At 69.8% G+C, this 16078-nt stretch carries 18 protein-coding genes and 1 riboswitch; of the genes, 14 read left to right on the plus strand and 4 right to left on the minus strand.

The genetic code is table 11. The features are described from left to right. Nucleotides 1–4 precede the first annotated feature (4 nt). From ABT048_RS21270 to ABT048_RS21290, 5 genes are all read left to right on the plus strand, one after another. Nucleotides 5–1114: a glycoside hydrolase family 26 protein gene (locus ABT048_RS21270; RefSeq protein WP_350522992.1), complete on the plus strand. Its 1110-nt coding sequence runs from the start codon at nt 5–7 to the stop codon at nt 1112–1114. After that, nucleotides 1111–2985 carry a glycosyltransferase family 39 protein gene (locus ABT048_RS21275; RefSeq protein WP_350522993.1) on the plus strand — a complete coding sequence of 625 codons (1875 nt, stop codon included), beginning with the start codon at nt 1111–1113 and terminating at the stop codon, nt 2983–2985. The genes ABT048_RS21270 and ABT048_RS21275 overlap by 4 nt, the downstream gene beginning before the upstream one ends. A 73-nt stretch (nt 2986–3058) precedes the next feature. Further along, a riboswitch (cobalamin riboswitch) is annotated at nt 3059–3190 on the plus strand. A gap of 191 nt (nt 3191–3381) precedes the next feature. Next, a complete protein-coding gene (locus ABT048_RS21280) occupies nt 3382–5781 on the plus strand; it encodes a ribonucleoside-diphosphate reductase subunit alpha (RefSeq protein WP_402800947.1) in 2400 nt (799 codons plus the stop codon). Nucleotides 5782–5801: 20 nt separating this feature from the next. Beyond that, nucleotides 5802–6797, plus strand: a complete 996-nt coding sequence (locus ABT048_RS21285; protein ID WP_350523035.1) for a ribonucleotide-diphosphate reductase subunit beta — start codon at nt 5802–5804, stop codon at nt 6795–6797. Nucleotides 6798–6881: 84 nt separating this feature from the next. Continuing rightward, nucleotides 6882–7355 (plus strand): hypothetical protein, encoded by a 474-nt coding sequence (locus tag ABT048_RS21290; RefSeq protein WP_350522994.1) that lies wholly within the window; start codon nt 6882–6884, stop codon nt 7353–7355. Nucleotides 7356–7407: 52 nt separating this feature from the next. Here ABT048_RS21290 and ABT048_RS21295 read toward each other — a convergent pair whose 3' ends face one another. Continuing rightward, nucleotides 7408–7707, minus strand: a complete 300-nt coding sequence (locus ABT048_RS21295; RefSeq protein ID WP_350522995.1) for a DUF397 domain-containing protein — start codon at nt 7705–7707, stop codon at nt 7408–7410. Nucleotides 7708–7709: 2 nt separating this feature from the next. Then, entirely contained in the window at nt 7710–8561 is an 852-nt protein-coding gene (locus tag ABT048_RS21300; protein ID WP_350522996.1) for a helix-turn-helix domain-containing protein, read from the minus strand. A gap of 233 nt (nt 8562–8794) precedes the next feature. Between ABT048_RS21300 and ABT048_RS21305 the strand changes: the two genes are divergently transcribed. The 8 genes from ABT048_RS21305 to ABT048_RS21340 all read left to right on the plus strand — a co-directional run bounded on the left by ABT048_RS21305 (nt 8795) and on the right by ABT048_RS21340 (nt 12929). Beyond that, the gene (locus tag ABT048_RS21305; RefSeq protein WP_350522997.1) at nt 8795–9232 is read left to right on the plus strand and encodes an ATP-binding protein; all 438 of its coding nucleotides are present in this window, start codon (nt 8795–8797) and stop codon (nt 9230–9232) included. Continuing rightward, on the plus strand, nt 9229–9501 hold the full coding sequence (locus ABT048_RS21310; RefSeq protein ID WP_350522998.1) for a hypothetical protein: 273 nt from the start codon (nt 9229–9231) through the stop codon (nt 9499–9501). Before ABT048_RS21305 ends, ABT048_RS21310 begins: the two co-directional genes overlap by 4 nt. 146 nt (nt 9502–9647) lie before the next feature. Further along, nucleotides 9648–10166: a DUF6879 family protein gene (locus ABT048_RS21315; RefSeq protein WP_350522999.1), complete on the plus strand. Its 519-nt coding sequence runs from the start codon at nt 9648–9650 to the stop codon at nt 10164–10166. A gap of 292 nt (nt 10167–10458) precedes the next feature. Then, nucleotides 10459–10962 carry a DUF6879 family protein gene (locus tag ABT048_RS21320; protein WP_350523000.1) on the plus strand — a complete coding sequence of 168 codons (504 nt, stop codon included), beginning with the start codon at nt 10459–10461 and terminating at the stop codon, nt 10960–10962. Continuing rightward, nucleotides 10959–11807, plus strand: coding sequence for a helix-turn-helix domain-containing protein (locus tag ABT048_RS21325; protein ID WP_350523001.1), 849 nt, complete (start codon nt 10959–10961; stop codon nt 11805–11807). The genes ABT048_RS21320 and ABT048_RS21325 overlap by 4 nt, the downstream gene beginning before the upstream one ends. Before the next feature lie 124 nt (nt 11808–11931). Then, nucleotides 11932–12105 (plus strand): hypothetical protein, encoded by a 174-nt coding sequence (locus ABT048_RS21330; protein ID WP_350523002.1) that lies wholly within the window; start codon nt 11932–11934, stop codon nt 12103–12105. A gap of 96 nt (nt 12106–12201) precedes the next feature. After that, nucleotides 12202–12447 carry a DUF397 domain-containing protein gene (locus ABT048_RS21335; RefSeq protein WP_350523003.1) on the plus strand — a complete coding sequence of 82 codons (246 nt, stop codon included), beginning with the start codon at nt 12202–12204 and terminating at the stop codon, nt 12445–12447. Between the two features lie 77 nt (nt 12448–12524). Next, entirely contained in the window at nt 12525–12929 is a 405-nt protein-coding gene (locus ABT048_RS21340) for a hypothetical protein (RefSeq protein ID WP_350523004.1), read from the plus strand. Here the strand turns inward: ABT048_RS21340 and ABT048_RS21345 are convergent. Then, entirely contained in the window at nt 12923–13660 is a 738-nt protein-coding gene (locus ABT048_RS21345) for an SMI1/KNR4 family protein (RefSeq protein ID WP_350523005.1), read from the minus strand. The genes ABT048_RS21340 and ABT048_RS21345 overlap by 7 nt on opposite strands. A gap of 71 nt (nt 13661–13731) precedes the next feature. After that, nucleotides 13732–14817 (minus strand): hypothetical protein, encoded by a 1086-nt coding sequence (locus ABT048_RS21350; RefSeq protein ID WP_350523006.1) that lies wholly within the window; start codon nt 14815–14817, stop codon nt 13732–13734. A 201-nt stretch (nt 14818–15018) separates the two neighbouring features. Here ABT048_RS21350 and ABT048_RS21355 point away from each other — a divergent pair, with 201 nt between their 5' ends. After that, nucleotides 15019–16077 carry a ferritin-like domain-containing protein gene (locus ABT048_RS21355; protein WP_350523007.1) on the plus strand — a complete coding sequence of 353 codons (1059 nt, stop codon included), beginning with the start codon at nt 15019–15021 and terminating at the stop codon, nt 16075–16077. Nucleotide 16078: the final 1 nt, after the last annotated feature.

A 16078-nucleotide genomic window follows, 5' to 3' on the forward strand; every position in this document is an offset into this window, starting at 1 on the left:
CGCCATGACCGCACACCCCCGACGGGCCGGTCGGCTCCGTCGCCGGCTGGCGCTCCCGGTGCTGACGGCCGGCCTGCTGCTCCTCACCGCCTGCGGCCCGGAGGACCCGGGCTTCGCGATGCAGAAGGGCTTCGCCCCGCCCGCCGCGGTCACCACCACCGCCCCGGGCCAGGCGGCCGGCGGCACCGCGGCCGCGGCCGGTGCCGCCACCGCCCCCACCGGGGCCGCCACGCCCAAGGCCCTGCCGGCCGGCGTCCCGTACGACGTCACGCCGCTGCTCAAGCCCGGTCTCAAGTACCTCGGCGCCGCCCTGCCCGATGTCCCCGCCTCGATGGACGCGCTGGGCCCCTACAGCGCCACGATCGGCAAGCAGCCCAACGTCCTGGAGTACTACGCCCACTGGAAGGGCGGCTTCGACACCGCCGGCGTGCGGCGGATCTACGAGGCCGGGGCGCTGCCGTACATGGCCTGGGAGCCGTACGACCACTCGCTCGCCTCGATCGCGGCCGGGGACACCGACGACTACGTGCGCGGCGTCGCCAAGGCCGTCGCCAAGCTCAACCTGCCGATCGCCGTCAGCATCGCCCACGAGATGAACGGCGACTGGTACCCGTGGGGCCGCCAGGCCTCCAGCCCGGCGGACTTCGTCGGCGCCTGGCGCCACGTCCACGACATCTTCGACCAGGCCGGCGCGACCAACGTGATCTGGGTGTGGAGCCCCAACATCACCGACCCCGCGCCCAACACCCGCCTGGCGCCGTACTACCCCGGCGACACCTACGTCGACTGGGCCGGCATGACCGGCTACTTCACCAAGAGCGGGCCGAAGACCTTCGAGACCCTGTACGGGCCGACCATGGCCGAGATCCGCACCTTCTCCAAGAAGCCCTTCTTCATCAGCGAGACCGCCTCCGAGCAGGGCAAGCGCCAACGCGCCGACATCGACCAGCTGTTCTCCGGGCTGGAAGCGCACGACGACATCGTCGGCTTCGTCTGGTTCAACATCGTCAAGCGGGCGGACTGGCGGGTCGAGGCGGTCCCGGACACCCTCGCCGCCTTCAAGCAGCGCGTGTCCGACCCCCGCTACGGCTTCGACATCCGGAACCCCCGATGAGCACTGACTCCGACTTCAACCCGTTCGCCCCCATCCCGCGCCGCCGCGCGCCGAAGGGCGACGCACCGCCCGGCGGCGCCGTGCCCGACGGGCCCGCGCCCGACGGCAGCGCGCCCGACGGCAGCCGGCAGAGCGGCACCGCGCCCGAGCGCACCGTGCCCGCCGGCTCCGCGACCGGCCGCGCCGCCCGTCGCCGGGCCGCGGGGTCGGAGCCGACCGTCCCCGGGCCCCGCACGGACACCGCCACGCCGACCGCAGCACCGGCCAGGGCGGCCACGGCCACGGCGACCGCGACCGCGACCGCGACCGCCGAGGCCAACCCCGACGGCATCGAGCTGGCCCCGTACACCATCCCGCAGGTCCCCACGATCGGCTGGGACCCGGGCACCAGCCCGCGCCGCCGCTGGATCGCCCGCGGCCTGCTCGGCGCCGTCCTGGCCGTCCAGGCCGCGCTCTCGCTGCGCCTGCTCGCCGCCGCGCACCCCGACGAGGCCGCCGCGATGGTCGCCGGCCGCCAGCAGCTCGCCCATCTGATGCACGGCACCCCGGTCACCACCGACCTGGTCGACCGGATCAACGGCTCGCCCTGGCTCTACCCGCCGCTGGCGGGCGCGGCCGCCGACGCCAACGGCATCTGGGGCACCCGGCTGCTCAGCCTCGGCTTCGCGCTGGCCACCACCGTGCTGCTGTACTCGCTGACCCGGCGGCTGTTCAACGAGCGGGTCGCGATCTGCGCGATAGCCGTCTACGCCGTCCTGCAGTCCACCGTCGTGGTCGGCTTCTACGCCGCCCCCGAGTCCCTCGCCGTGCTGCTGGTCGCCCTCGCGGCCTGGGCCACGGTGTTCACCTCACGGCGACATCCGGCGCTGGTCCTGACCGCCGCCCCGGCCGCCGCGCTCGCCTGCGCCGTCGCGTACTCCGCGGCCTTCGCCGTGCCCGCCCTGGTCGGCCTCGCGCTGGCCACCGCCCGTCCGCACCGCCGCCTCGGCCCGGCCGCCCTGCGCGCCCTGCTGCTGGCCGCCGGCACCGTCGTCCTGCTGCTGCCGTACGGCACGCTGGGCGAGCTCGCCGGGTGGTCGCCCTCGCACGGCAACGCCCCCGGCTCGGCCCGCGCCGTCCTGCTCTCCACCGTCCAGTGGAGCGGCCTGTTCACCGTCCTCGCGGTGGCCGGCACGATCGCGTACGCGCGCCGCGAGCAGATGAACGAGCACGACGCGCCCGAGAAGGAGGCCGTTCCCACCTCGCGCGGCCACCGCGCCCTGCTCGGCACCGTGCTGACCGCCACCGCCCTGCTCGTCCCGGCCGCGCACGTGTGGACCGGCACCTCCGGGGCACTGTTCCGCCACCTCGCCTACGGCATGCTGCTGGCCGCCCCGCTCGCCGGGGTCGGCCTGACCCGGCTGGTGGGCGCCCACTTCCGCCACCCCCAGCTCGGCATCCTGGTCTGGGTCGCGCTGCTCGCCCTCGGCCTGGAGCAGTCCGCCCTGCGGTACCAGAACGGACCCGACTCCGGCCGCCTGCTGGCCGTCCTGCGGTCCCACGCGGTGCCCCAGGGGCGCTACCTCACCGAGGTCGACGGACTCGCCGAGTACTACCTCGGCGCGGTCAGCAAGCCCGAGCAGTGGGTCTCCGCGCGCACCGGCACGGAGTACCGCGACGCGGCCGGCGTGCAGCACCACGGGGACGACGGGAGCGTCGCCGCGATCCGCGACGGCTGGTTCACGATGGTCGTCCTCGACAGCACCGCGCCGCGCGCCACCGACCGCGCCCTGAGCGCCGCGCTGGCGGCCGGCGGGCAGTACCGACTGGTGGCGCAATTCACTTCGCCGACCGGCGATTCGAGCACGTACAAGGTCTATCTCAAGCACTGACCGGCCGACGGGCCCGCCCACGCGGGCGACACGACAGGCACAACATATGGTGCCGCCGCAGAGCAGCGGCACTACATGTATGCTCGCTTCTGCTGTCGATGCAGGGGAACCCGGTGCGAATCCGGGACTGCCCCGCAGCGGTGTGCGGGCGGCTGGAGCAGCTGTCCCCGCGAGTCCGAGTACCTGCCGGCGGCGTGCGCCACGGCCCTCCCGCAGAGGCCGCGCCAGCACCAAGCACCACCCCTCCGGGCCTCGCGGGCGGGCCGGGGAGACACCGTCGCGCGACGCCGTTTGCGTTCGTGCCGTGCTCCCCTGCCCCGACCGGCCCGAGGCTCCGATCACCGCCGCCGATCGCCGCCAGGAGAGAGCGCCTTGACCACCGCTGCCTCAGCCACCCTGCCCGCCCAGGGCTCCGGTACCGCCTTCATCGACCCGAAGGTCTCCGACCCCGGCGGCGCCCTGCTGCGGCTGCTCACCGACCGCAGTGTCGACCTCCCCGAGGTCGACCCCGGCCATGTCGCCGCCGCTGCGCTGCGCGGCCGCCACGCCGGCTCGGACTTCGCCGAGCTGCGCGGGCTGGCCGTGGACGCCGCCGCGTCGATGATCGCCGAGGACCCGCAGTACTCGAAGCTCGCCGCCCGCCTGCTCGCGCTGGAGATCGTCGACGAGGCGAACAGCCAGGGCTCCACGTCCTTCTCCGCCTCGATCGCCGTCGGCCACGCCGAGGGCCTGATCGGCGACACCACCGCGGACTTCGTCGCCAAGCACGCCGCCGCGCTGAACGCCCTGATCGACGCCGCGGGCGACGACCGCTTCGAGTACTTCGGCCTGCGCACCGTGCAGTCCCGTTACCTGCTGCGCCACCCGATCACCCGCAAGGTGGTCGAGACCCCGCAGCACTTCCTGCTCCGCGTCGCCTGTGGCCTGGCGGTCGGCGACAACGAGCAGTCGGTGCGCGAGGTGGCCGAGCTGTACGGCCTGATGAGCCGCCTGGAGTACCTCACCTCCTCGCCGACGCTCTTCAACTCCGGCACCCGCCACCCGCAGATGTCGAGCTGCTACCTGCTCGACTCCCCGCTGGACAACCTGGACTCGATCTACAACCGCTACGCGCAGATCGCCCGCCTGTCCAAGCACGCCGGCGGCATCGGCCTGTCCTACTCGCGCATCCGCTCGCGCGGCAGCCTGATCCGCGGCACCAACGGCAAGTCCAACGGCATCGTGCCGTTCCTGCGCACCCTCGACTCCTCGGTCGCCGCCGTCAACCAGGGCGGCCGCCGCAAGGGCGCCGCGTGCGTCTACCTGGAGACCTGGCACGCCGACATCGAGGAGTTCCTGGAGCTCCGCGACAACACCGGCGAGGAAGCCCGCCGCACCCACAACCTCAACCTGGCGCACTGGATCCCGGACGAGTTCATGCGCCGGGTCAACGCCAACGCGGACTGGTCGCTGTTCTCCCCGGCCGACGTTCCCGAGCTGGTCGACCTGTGGGGCGAGGAGTTCGACGAGGCCTACCGCAAGGCCGAGCAGGCCGGCAAGGCCGTCCGCACCATCCCGGCGCAGACCCTCTACGCCCGCATGATGCGCACCCTGGCGCAGACCGGCAACGGCTGGATGACCTTCAAGGACGCCTCCAACCGCGCCGCCAACCAGACCGCGCTGCCGGGCCGCACGGTGCACTCCTCCAACCTGTGCACCGAGATCCTGGAGGTCACGGACGACTCCGAGACCGCCGTCTGCAACCTGGGTTCGGTCAACCTCGGTGCGCACGTGGCCGTCGGCGCCTCCGCGGACGACCTGCTCGGCGCGATGGACTGGGAGCGCCTCGACGCCACCGTCCGCACCGCCGTCACCTTCCTCGACCGCGTGGTGGACATCAACTTCTACCCGACCACCGAGGCCGGGACGTCCAACTCCCGCTGGCGCCCGGTCGGCCTCGGCGTGATGGGCCTCCAGGACGTCTTCTTCAAGCTGCGGATCGACTTCGACTCCGCGCAGGCCGCGCGGCTGTCCACGCTCATCGCCGAGCGCATCATGCTCACCGCGTACGAGCGCTCCGCCGACCTGGCCGAGCAGCTGGGCCGCCACGAGGCGTACGGCGAGACCCGCGCCGCCCGCGGCGAGCTGCACATCGACCACTTCCCGACGGCCGCCCCGCAGTGGGCCGACCGCTGGACCGCGCTGCGCGCCCGGATCGCCGAGACCGGCCTGCGCAACTCGCTGCTGCTGGCCATCGCGCCGACCGCGACCATCGCGTCCATCGCCGGCGTGTACGAGTGCATCGAGCCGCAGGTGTCCAACCTGTTCAAGCGCGAGACGCTCAGCGGCGAGTTCCTCCAGGTCAACCCGTACCTGGTGCGCGAGCTCAAGGAGCTCGGCGTCTGGGACCAGCAGACCCGCGACTCGCTGCGCGACGCCAACGGCTCCGTCCAGGAGCTGAACTGGCTGCCGGCCGAGGTCCGTTCGCTCTACCGGACGGCCTGGGAGCTGCCGCAGCGCGCGCTGATCGACCTGGCCGCGGCCCGCATGCCGTACCTGGACCAGAGCCAGTCGCTGAACCTGTTCATGGCGGCGCCGACCATCGGCAAGCTCAGCTCGATGTACGCCTACGCGTGGAAGGTCGGTCTGAAGACCACCTACTACCTGCGCTCGCGCCCCGCGACCCGCATCGCCCAGGCCGCCTCCGGTGCCGCCCGCAGCGCCGTGCCGGTCCCCGCCCCCACCATGACCCAGGCCGAGCAGGACGCCATCGCCTGCTCCCTGGAGAACCCCGAGTCCTGCGAGGCCTGCCAGTGAGCACCCCCGACGACCGCAAGATGCTGCTCGACCCCGGCTTCGAGCTGACCCTGCGCCCGATGCGCTACCCGTCGTTCTACGACCGGTACCGGGACGCGATCAAGAACACCTGGACCGTGGAGGAGGTGGACCTGCACTCCGACGTCGCCGACCTCGCCAAGCTGAGCGACGGCGAGCGGCACATGATCGGCCGGCTGGTCGCCTTCTTCGCGACCGGTGACTCGATCGTCGCGAACAACGTGGTGCTGAGCCTCTACAAGCACATCAACTCCCCGGAGGCGCGCCTGTACCTGTCGCGCCAGCTGTTCGAGGAGGCCGTGCACGTCCAGTTCTACCTGACGCTGCTGGACACCTACCTTCCGGACCCGGAGGACCGCAACGCGGCCTTCGCCGCGGTGGAGAACATCCCCTCCATCCACCAGAAGGCGCAGTTCTGCTTCAAGTACATGAACGCGGTCGACCACATCGACTCGCTGCAGACGAAGGAGGACAGGCGGGCGTTCCTGCTCAACCTGATCTGCTTCGCGGCGTGCGTCGAGGGCCTGTTCTTCTACGGCGCGTTCGCGTACGTGTACTGGTTCCGGTCGCGCGGCCTGCTGCACGGCCTGGCGACGGGTACCAACTGGGTGTTCCGCGACGAGTCCATGCACATGGACTTCGCGTTCTCGGTGGTGGACACCGTCCGCGAGGAGGAGCCCGACCTCTTCGACGACGAGATGGCCAAGCAGGTCACGGAGATGCTGGAGGAGGCCGTCGAGGCCGAGCTCCAGTTCGCCCAGGACCTGTGCGGTGAGGGCCTGCCGGGCATGAACACCGCCTCGATGCGGGAGTACCTGCAGGCGGTGGCCGACCAGCGCCTGGCGCGTCTGGGTCTGCCGATCCGGTACGGGTCGACCAACCCGTTCGGCTTCATGGAGCTGCAGAACGTCCAGGAGCTGACCAACTTCTTCGAGCGGCGCGTGTCGGCGTACCAGGTCGCGGTCGAGGGTTCGGTCTCCTTCGACGACGACTTCTAAGTCGACAACAACGTTCAGCGAACAGCGGAGCTGCCGTCACGGCAGCTCCGCTGTCGGTTCTCGGTGTTCGGGGGATAGCCAGGAATGTCCAAGCTCCAACAGCGTGTGATCAACGGCCCGTTCGAGCCGATCCAGGTCAGTCATGACCGCTGGCCGTCCGTCGTGGCCCGGGTGCAGGGGGTGGGGATGCCCACCGTCACGGTGGTGCCCGACCGCGAGCACGGCGCCATGAACGTCAACGGCCAGAACGTGCCGATCAGGCGGAAGTCGCGCACCCGCACGGCCGTGGTGGGCGACCGCACCTACGAGCTGCGGGCCACCAGCCTCCGCCGGGCGGAGCTGCGCCGCAACGGGGTGCGCATAGCGGATGCCCGCGGCTCGTACCGGGCGTATGCGCCAGGAAGCACGATTCCCGGCCTGAGCGCCCGGATCACCTGGTCCCAGGGCATCGACCCCACGGATGTGGCGGTCGCCCAGTCCATGGTCCTCGCCTTCGGTGCAGGTGCTCCGGGAGCGGTCCTGAGGACCGTGTTCTTCTGGGTCGACAATTTCAGCTGAGAGCAGGATGCTGCCCCGCACGGCCACAGCCGTGCGGGGCAGCACTGTTGGATTAGTTGGTCGGAAACTCGCCGGACTTGACCCCGGCGAGGAAGGAAGACCAGGCATCCGCCGGGAAGAGCAGAGCCGGCCCGCCAGGATCCTTGGAGTCCCGGACAGCCATTGTCGCCAGCCTGACCTGCGTCTCAACGCAGTTCCCGCCTTGCCCGCTGTACGTGCTCTTGTGCCACTCAAGCCCAGGAACCGCCGTGACTACCGCCATCTCGACACAGTCGCTCTGGGCGCCTGAGTAGGAGGACTTGCGCCACTCAAGTCCGGCGGCCGAAGCTGACGGCAGGAACATGCTCACCATTTCTAGATCTTGTCCTTTGCGCGCTCGATGAGTTCGATCGATTCGGTGCGCGGCAGCGACTCAGCCAGGGCACGGCGGAACAGGTCGGTGTATTTGAACACTTCCTCCGGTTCCTCGATGTAGAGCGTGCTGAGAAGGCTGTCGACGTACACCACGTCCGTCTCCGTCGCCTCTGGGAAGCTCAAGATGGCGACAGGACCGAACAGTGCAGCGTGGACGTCTGATTCCTCCGGCAAGACCTGGATGTTGATGTTCGGCTGCTCCGCGCTCGCCACCAGGGATTCGAGCTGGTCCCGCATGACCGCCCGGCCACCGATCCGATGCTTCAGCACGGACTCGGAAAGGACGACCCACATGCGGAGCGGCGCCTCACGCATCAGCACCGCTCGCCGTTCCTGGCGAACCTTCGTGAGCCTCTCGACCTGCTCCGACGTCGCATCCTCTATCTGAGCGCGGACCACCGCACGCGTGTAGTCCTCGGTTTGGAGCAGCCCCGGCACCAGGAAGGTCTGGATGCTGTACATGTCCGACGCGTCGGACTCCAGCGCAATGAAGTCGGCATACAGCGGCGACAGCGTGTCCGAGTACCGGTCCCACCATCCGCGCAAGCGGCCTTCACGCGACAGTGCCTCCAGCCGGCTCCGCGTTGCCGGGTCTCTCACCCCGTACAGGTCGAGCAGCAGCCGGAGATCCACCAGCCGAATCCCTGACTGTGCGGCCTCGATTCGGCTGATCTTGCTCTCGGCGCACTCAAGATGCCGGGCCGAGTGAGCGATCGTCAGGTTCGCATCCGTCCGCAGCTCCTTGAGAGTTCGAGCCAGACGGCGCTGCCGAACTGTCGGGTTCCGGTTCACGGGCAATGTCGCGACCTCCTCACTTCCGTGATCTGCCAGTCTGCCCCTCTCTGTCAGCTGACAACAATCTTTGATCACTTCCAAAGTAGGGACTTGCACCATGGAAGCTCCCAAGAGCATGCTACTCAACGTAGTCCGCTAGAAGACACAAAGTGATCATGGCGGGCTTCACCCGGGCATTCCCATGCCTTCTTCAGCTGCTGTCACCCGCACACTCCAGAGGTGGCCCCGCCATGCCTGAAACCGTCTCCCCCGCCCCCGCCGAGCAGACCTGCTGGCTGCCCCGGCACCACAAGTCCCCCCGCGCCGCCCGTCAGGAGCTGCGGGACTTCCTCCTGCCCCACCCCTCGGGCAAACCCCTGCTCCCCACCGGTGAGTTGCTGGTCAGCGAGCTGGTCACCAACGCCGTCCAGCACGCCCGCACGCCGCGTGGGCGCCTGATCTTCATCCGCTTCCACCTCTCCTCCGACGACGACACCCTCCGTATCGAGGTGCACGACGCCGACAGCGAGAAGCCGTCCCTCCGCGACACCACCACCGCCGACGAGAGCGGCCGAGGCCTGCTCCTCGTGCACGAGTTGGCCACCCAGTGGGGCTGTTCCCCGCGCGCCGGCGGCATCGGGAAGTTCGTCTGGTGCCACGTGTCCGCCCCCGCCGAGGCCGCCGCGTGAGCACCGTCCGGGCCGAGATCTCGGGCATCATGCTGCCCACGGTGTTTCCCAGCCTCGACCACGCCCTCCCCGTCATGTGGGAGCGCGTCCGCAACCTGCCGATCCGCGAGGCCCACCGGGACCTCATCCGGATCTGCATCGGCCCGGGCGGCGGCGAAGGGGTCGCCCGCCGCCTCGACCAGGACGGCAGCTGGAGCATCACCCTCTACGTCGGCGACATGACCGACTGGACCGCCCACCCGATCACCATCACCACCGACCGCCCCTGAACTCCCCCGCCCCGCCCCGGCATTCACGCCGGGGCGGGGCGGCCGAACCCCCTTTCCCGCTCTCGAAAGATCGCGTCCTTGACCCCGAAGCGCCAGGCGGGAAAGCCTTGGAACCGACGAGTCACCCCCTCTGGAGGATCACTTCCGTGCTCAAGGGTCAAGACTTCAGCCGCCTCTTCGAGACGTTCGAACAAACGGCCTTCCGACTCGAAACACTGGCCGACTACGGCAAGTCCGGCAACGTCGATGCCTACCGAGCGTTCTTGGCCGGGGAGCCTCAGCCTGCCGGTTACAACGCCGCATGGCTGGCGAAGGTCCGGCGAAACACCGAGGCCGGCCGCCGGATGTACCGCGTCCACGTCCTGGCTCGGCCCCTCACCCCGTATCTCCAGTTCGAACTGGGCTGGGGATACCGAACGAACGCCACCGCCGGTGAGGAGTTCTTCATCCTCGACATCACTGAGAAGCCGAATCCCCTCGAAGGGGTACCCGACTTCTGGATGTTCGATGAGTCGACAACATTCTCGATGGCGTACGACGACGAAGGCGGGTTCCTCGGGGCAGAGCACGAGCTCGACGCCGACCGGTGGATGCACCGCCGAGACACCGCCCTACTCCATGCAGAGCCGTTCGCCGACTGGTGGGAGCGGTACGGCAACCGGTGAGGAACTACTTTCCCGTCTTGGAAAGATCGCATCCTTGACCCTCCGCCCAACGGGTCGGGAGCATTGGCCATGACAGGAACCACGGGCAACTGGAGGCACACGATGCTGCGTTGGCTGGCTGGGGACGGGTCCTGCAAGAACGGGAACTGCCCCACGCTGTGGGGCACCGAGAACGGGGACTTCGTGGTCCAGGGATACACGATCACTGATCCTCACCACCTGGCGGAGCTGAGCCTGCCTGACGGTGAGTCCGCTGTCGTGATCCCCGCTGCGGTCCTGGAGGGATACTTCCGTGCTCAAGGGTGAAGACTTCGGCCGCCTCTTCGAGACGTTCGAGCGAACGGCCTTCCGACTCGAAACACTTGCCGTCTACGACGTGGACGAAGAACGGGAGGAGTTCGAGGCCTTCCTCGCTGGCAAGGGGTTGCCGCCCGACTGCTCCGACAACCCGTGGGTTCGTTCCATGACCGACCTGGGCAAGCAGGTGGCTCGGGTGCACGTCCTCCGGTCACCCCTCTCGGATTACCTCCGGTACGAGTTGGCGGCATACCCCGGCAACATCAAGGCCGGCGAGTCGATCGGCATCATCGACACGGCCCGTCAGCAGGTGGTCGGACTGCCCGACCACGACTTCTGGCTGTTCGACGACGCCAAGGTCTACCGGATGCACTACACCGAGTCCGGCCAGTTCATCGGAGCCGAACTCCTGCCCGCCGACCGACTCCCGGAGTACCAGCAGTACCGGGACATCGCCCAAGCGAACGCCATGCCCTTCGGGGAGTACAGGGCGGCTTGAGCGGCGAACGGCACAGCGACTTGGGCAAAGCCCTGCGGGCGTTACGGATCGCCTCGGACAAGACGGCCGAGACCGTAGCCCGCAGGGCTTCCATGTCTCCGGCCAAGCTCTCGAAGATCGAGAACGGCAAGACCCTGCCCAGCGTGCAGGACGTGGACCTCATCCTGACCGCACTCGGCATATCGGATGAGGCCAAGGCCGAGTTCCTGGAAGCAGCCCGCGGAGCAGCCACCGAGGAGACGGCCTGGCGGGAACTCCGCCGCACTGGCCACTGGAAGCACCAGCACGCCATCAGGGCCATCGAAGCCCGGACATCCCTCCTCCGGCTGTTCCAAGGGCAACTGATCCCCGGCCTGCTTCAAACCGCCGAGTACGTCTCGGCCGTGTTCTCCTTGCCTCCGGAGCTGCCTGCCGAGTCCAAGGCGAGGACCATCTCAGCCCGTTTGGAGCGCCAGGCAGTCCTGTACGACCGCCACCGCGAGTTTCATTTCGTCATCTGCGAACACGTGTTGCGGTGGCGGATCTGCCCTGCCGCTGTCATGGCGACGCAGCTGGATCGCTTGATCTCGTTGTCCAGACTTCCCAATGTGACCATCGGGGTGCTTCCCTTGTCGCGGCCGATGCCGGACTTCCCGATGACATGCTTCAGCATGCATGACGACCGCCTGGTCATTGTGGAAACGTTTCATTCGGAGATCACAACTCGCGACCCCAGGGATGTCGGCCTTTATCTTTCGACATTCTCCAGATTTGATGATGCGGCGCTGCACGGGGATGACATGCGCGCACTGATCGAGGGAATCCGCGACGAGTTCTTTCGGGAACAGGAAATCGTGCAGGAATAGCCCCGAATCCCCCGTAGCTTGGTGGCTCACCGAAACGATCCGCGAGTCACGGGAGCCTTCCATGCCCGCTGCCGGTTCCGCACAGCCGACCACGCCCAATCGTCGCCGCACGCACACGGAACTCATGGATCGGATCGACAACAACCCGATCCGGAAGGACCTCACCACCGGCGGCCTGGTCGAGATCGTCGGCGTCGAGAACGGCCGGGCTCTGGTCAGGCCGCTGTTCGAGCCAGGCGCCCCGGCGCGCCAGGTGCCCGTCGACCAGCTCACCACGCGCATCAGCCTCTGGGGCTGAACCCGCTCCCGCGATTCCTCCTCTCACACGTCCGCCCAACTCCTGGGCGGAGCGGGGCCGTTTCGCGCCCCGAAGCATTACCGGAAGGTGCAGGCAATGACCGATCACAACCTGTACGAACTCGACCTCTCGCAGATCGAGTTCAACCGCGCGTGCGGTGGCAACCAGGGCGGAGGTGACGACGGCACCGAGACCTGCGTGACCCTCGGTGCCGTGCCCGACGCCCCGGGTGTCTTCGCCCTCGGCGACAGCAAGCGGCCCGACCGTGAACCGCTGCTGTTCACGGCCCAGGAGCTGACCGAGGCCGGGATCGACCCGGCGCGGTTCGGCCTGTCGGTCTGACGTCCCCCGACAGCCTCGGCCGCCCGCAGTCCCGTGCGGGAGGCCGAGGCCCCCAACCCCTGCGAGGAGGAGCGCGCTTGCATTTCCACGGCTACGAGTGGGCCGGTGACGGCCGACTGCTGGCGCGGGAGTCGGAGCGCCGACCGGTCGAGGCCGCACGGTTCGGCCTCTCGGAGCTGCCGCCGATGATGACGGGCTGGTGGCTGCTGCGGCCGCCCTCCCAGGTCCGAGCCACCTGGAAGCACCCGGAAGGTGCAGCCGACTGGCTCGCGGAGCGCTACGAGCAGCACACGCCCGGCGGCGACCCCTGGCTCCCGACCGCCACGCGCCGCCGGTTCGCCCTCGACCAACTCGCCCGGACCTCCGACGTGGTCTGGTCCCGCTGGGTGTCCGACATCCGGTGGTCGGGCCACTACGTGATCGTGTGCCCCAATCGCACCTGGCCGGGCCTCCCCTGCCCGACCGGCCGGCTCGCTCAGTAGTTCATGGTGTAGGTCCAGTCACCCCGCAGGGCAGCACACATCCCGTCGAGCGCCTGCCGGTTGAAGGCCCGGACGCAGAGCCAGCCGAGTTCGACGTCGGGGTCCGTCCGGTCGATGCACACCAGTACCTCCGGTCCCGCGTACCACCGGCGGCCGTCCTCCTCCGGCCCTTCCTCGAAGGGCGGCACCGGGGTGAACTCCCGCTCCACGTAGTCAATGTCGCCAGGCGCCGCTTCCCGACGCATCCCGCCCATGTCGTCGCAGAGGAGGTTCCCGTTCAGCACCGACTCCACGAAGGCCGCGGAGAAGCGGTCGGCCATCGGCTCCCACTCCGCCTCCACCGGATCGCCCGGGGTCGCGTCGGTCACCAGTGGCGGGTCGTCACCGCCGGCCTGGGCGAGCCGGATTCCGACCGCCCAGTACCAGTACCGCTCGGCCATGAAGATGAGGATCCCGTCCTCCACCTCCACATCCTCCAGCGGGATCCACTGTTCCTGGCCGCCGAACAGGTCGAAGCGCCGCCCGAACCGGCCGTACGCCTCGCGCAGGGCGCCGGGCAGCGGCAGGCCGAGGCGCTGCTCGGCCGCGGCGAGCTCTTCCTCCGTGCAGCCGTGCGCCTCCTCGACCGGTGCTCCGAGGTGTGCGGCGAACCGTTCGACGAACTGCCAGGCGGCGGCCGGGCCCGCGAGCGAGGCGGACAGCTCGGCCGGAAGATCGAATGTCGTGGACACCCCGGTACGGTACCCGGGCGCCACGACACCGCCCGGGCCGGGCGGACGGCCGCAGCGCGGGCGACAGCCCGTCAGTCCTCCTGCCAGTCCTCGATGCAGAACCGGGCCTCGCTGAGCATGATGTCCCCGGCCCTGGCCGCCCGGACGTAGATGCCGGTCCCGTCCGGCCCCTGGTCCCCGGCGCAGGTCACGCGCAGGCCCAGGTCCCGTTCCTCGGCGTGGCGGGCGATGTCCGCGTCGACGTCGGCGAGGGGCCGGCCGATCAGCCGGATGCCCGCGTACTCGATCCGGGGCCCGGTGCGCCCGTGCACGGTCACCGCCGCCAGGGCGGGGGCGCCAAACCCGCCCCCGTAGTGGGCGGTCACCCCTGTCCCGTCGAAGACGTCCGCGCCCAGGTTCCACTGTGCGTCCTGGGCGTACGGCGACGGCCAGCCGGCCCACGGGTGGGAGCCGAGCCGGGCGGACGGGATCTCGCCGCCCAGTGCGGCTGCCACCTCGGCCGGGCTCATGCCGAACCGGAGCGGGCCGACTCCCTCCAGCGGGGTGCAGTCCCAGCGGGGCCGGGCCTCGTCCGCCGTCACCTGCCACGTCCCGGAGTACGCGTCCTCGGCGCGGGCGCGCGACCAATCACGCACCGGCCCGGGTCCGTACGGGTCCTCGGCCAGTTCGGGGCCGAGCAGCAAGGCGCCGGTGATCGCCCGGCTCGTCCGCTGCACGTACCCCTCGGGTGCCCTCCCCCACTCCTGTCCGGTGTCCATGGACACCCCCCAGGCGGCCACCTCCGGGTCGCCGCTCCGGTTCTCCCGTACGGCCACTCCTTCCCGGCGGGCGAGTTCGTGGAGGTCCGCACGCACCTCCGACGGCACCCGGGCGATCAGCTCGACGCCTCGGAGCCGTACCCGCGGTTCGGCGAGTTCGTCGATCGCCACCGCGAGCAGCCGCGGCTCCGGCCCGAAGAACGCGGTCACCCCGAGGTCGTGGTACTCCTGCCTCGCCGGCTCGCCCCCCGCGCGCCGAGCGACCCAGACGACGGCTCCGGCAAGAGCCGCCGCCACCTCGTCGGGGCTCATCCCGAACCGCAGCGGCCCGACCCCCACCAGCGGGTCCAGCACCCACTGCGGACGTTCCTCCTCGGGCTTCCTGTTCCACCAGCCCACCGGCACACCTCCGCACTCGCCCCGACCAACCCGGCACCGCCGGCCGATGATCTTGTCGGCCAGCCTAGGCGCGTCCCCTGACAGCTCCCCCCGCCCCGCCCGTCCGGATGAACTCCCGGGCCACACCGGCCTCCCACGCATGCGGACGACCGGGCCCCGGCTACGTTCCGCGCACAGCCGCACGACGAAAGGGGCCCACCCGTGCCGACGACCGGAATCCTGGACTACCAGAGCGACGCGATCGTCCAGCTCATGAGCATGGCCGAGGAGGACTGGACGGAGCAGGAACTCAAGGACGCCCTCCAGCGGGCGATCATGCTGGAGCTCTCCACCATCCCGCCCTACGCCACCGCCCTCTGGTCGATCACCGATCAGGACAACAGCAAGCCGGTCCGCCACACCATCCGCGAGATCGTCTTCGACGAGATGTCGCACTTCGGTCTGGTCTGCAACATGCTCACCAGCATCGGCGGCACGGTCGTCCTCAAGGACCCGCTCACCGTCCCCAAGTACCCGGGCGAGCTGCCGGGCGGGGTCAACCCGGGGCTGGAGGTCTTCCTCAGCGGGCTGAGCCGGGAGTCGGCCACGCTCTTCTCCGACATCGAGAAACCCGAGAACCCGCTCGCCTTCGCCGCCGACGGCAACACGATCGGCGCCTTCTACCAGCGCATCGCCAACGTCTTCCCGAAGTTCGCCCACCTGCTGACCGGGCAGAACCAGGTGACCTTCCCGCTCGGGTCGCAGCACGGCACCGGCAACGACATCGTCGCGATGAACACCATCGACGACGTGCTGAAGGCGATCGACGTCATCCGGACGCAGGGCGAGGGCACCGACGCCTCCCCGGACAACCCGTTCCCCGGTCAGCCGGGCGAACTCGCCCACTACTACGCCTTCAAGGAGATCGCCGTCGGCAAGAAGCTGGTCTTCGACGACCAGACCGGGAAGTTCGAGTTCGCCGGCCCCGACCTCCCGCTCCCGGACACCTCACCGGTCGCCCGGGTGCCCGCCGGCGGCTGGGCCAACTCCCCCGGCAACGAGCCCGACCAGGCCACCGCCGCTCTGCTGCACGACTTCAACACGACCTACAGCGACATGCTGCGCGCCCTCGAATCGGCCTGGGGCGGACACCCGAACTCGCTCTTCGATGCGATCGGGCACATGAGCGACCTGGGCGGCACCGCCCAGCAGTTGAACGCCATCAAGCTGCCCGCCGACCCCCGCTTCACCTACGGCCCGGAGTGGCTCTTCCTCCCGTAGG

It is taken from the genome of Kitasatospora sp. NPDC096140 (genome assembly GCF_040303045.1).
Classification (GTDB): Bacteria; Actinomycetota; Actinomycetes; order Streptomycetales; family Streptomycetaceae; genus Kitasatospora.

Bases quoted from the DNA above. Each gene is read 5' to 3' on its own strand.
- ABT048_RS21270 (WP_350522992.1), top strand. From the start codon at position 5: ATGACCGCACACCCCCGACGGGCCGGTCGGCTCCGTCGCCGGCTGGCG.
- ABT048_RS21275 (WP_350522993.1), top strand. From the start codon at position 1,111: ATGAGCACTGACTCCGACTTCAACCCGTTCGCCCCCATCCCGCGCCGC.
- ABT048_RS21285 (WP_350523035.1), top strand. From the start codon at position 5,802: ATGCTGCTCGACCCCGGCTTCGAGCTGACCCTGCGCCCGATGCGCTAC.
- ABT048_RS21290 (WP_350522994.1), top strand. From the start codon at position 6,882: ATGTCCAAGCTCCAACAGCGTGTGATCAACGGCCCGTTCGAGCCGATC.
- ABT048_RS21295 (WP_350522995.1), bottom strand. From the start codon at position 7,707: ATGGTGAGCATGTTCCTGCCGTCAGCTTCGGCCGCCGGACTTGAGTGG.
- ABT048_RS21305 (WP_350522997.1), top strand. From the start codon at position 8,795: ATGCCTGAAACCGTCTCCCCCGCCCCCGCCGAGCAGACCTGCTGGCTG.
- ABT048_RS21330 (WP_350523002.1), top strand. From the start codon at position 11,932: ATGGATCGGATCGACAACAACCCGATCCGGAAGGACCTCACCACCGGC.
- ABT048_RS21335 (WP_350523003.1), top strand. From the start codon at position 12,202: ATGACCGATCACAACCTGTACGAACTCGACCTCTCGCAGATCGAGTTC.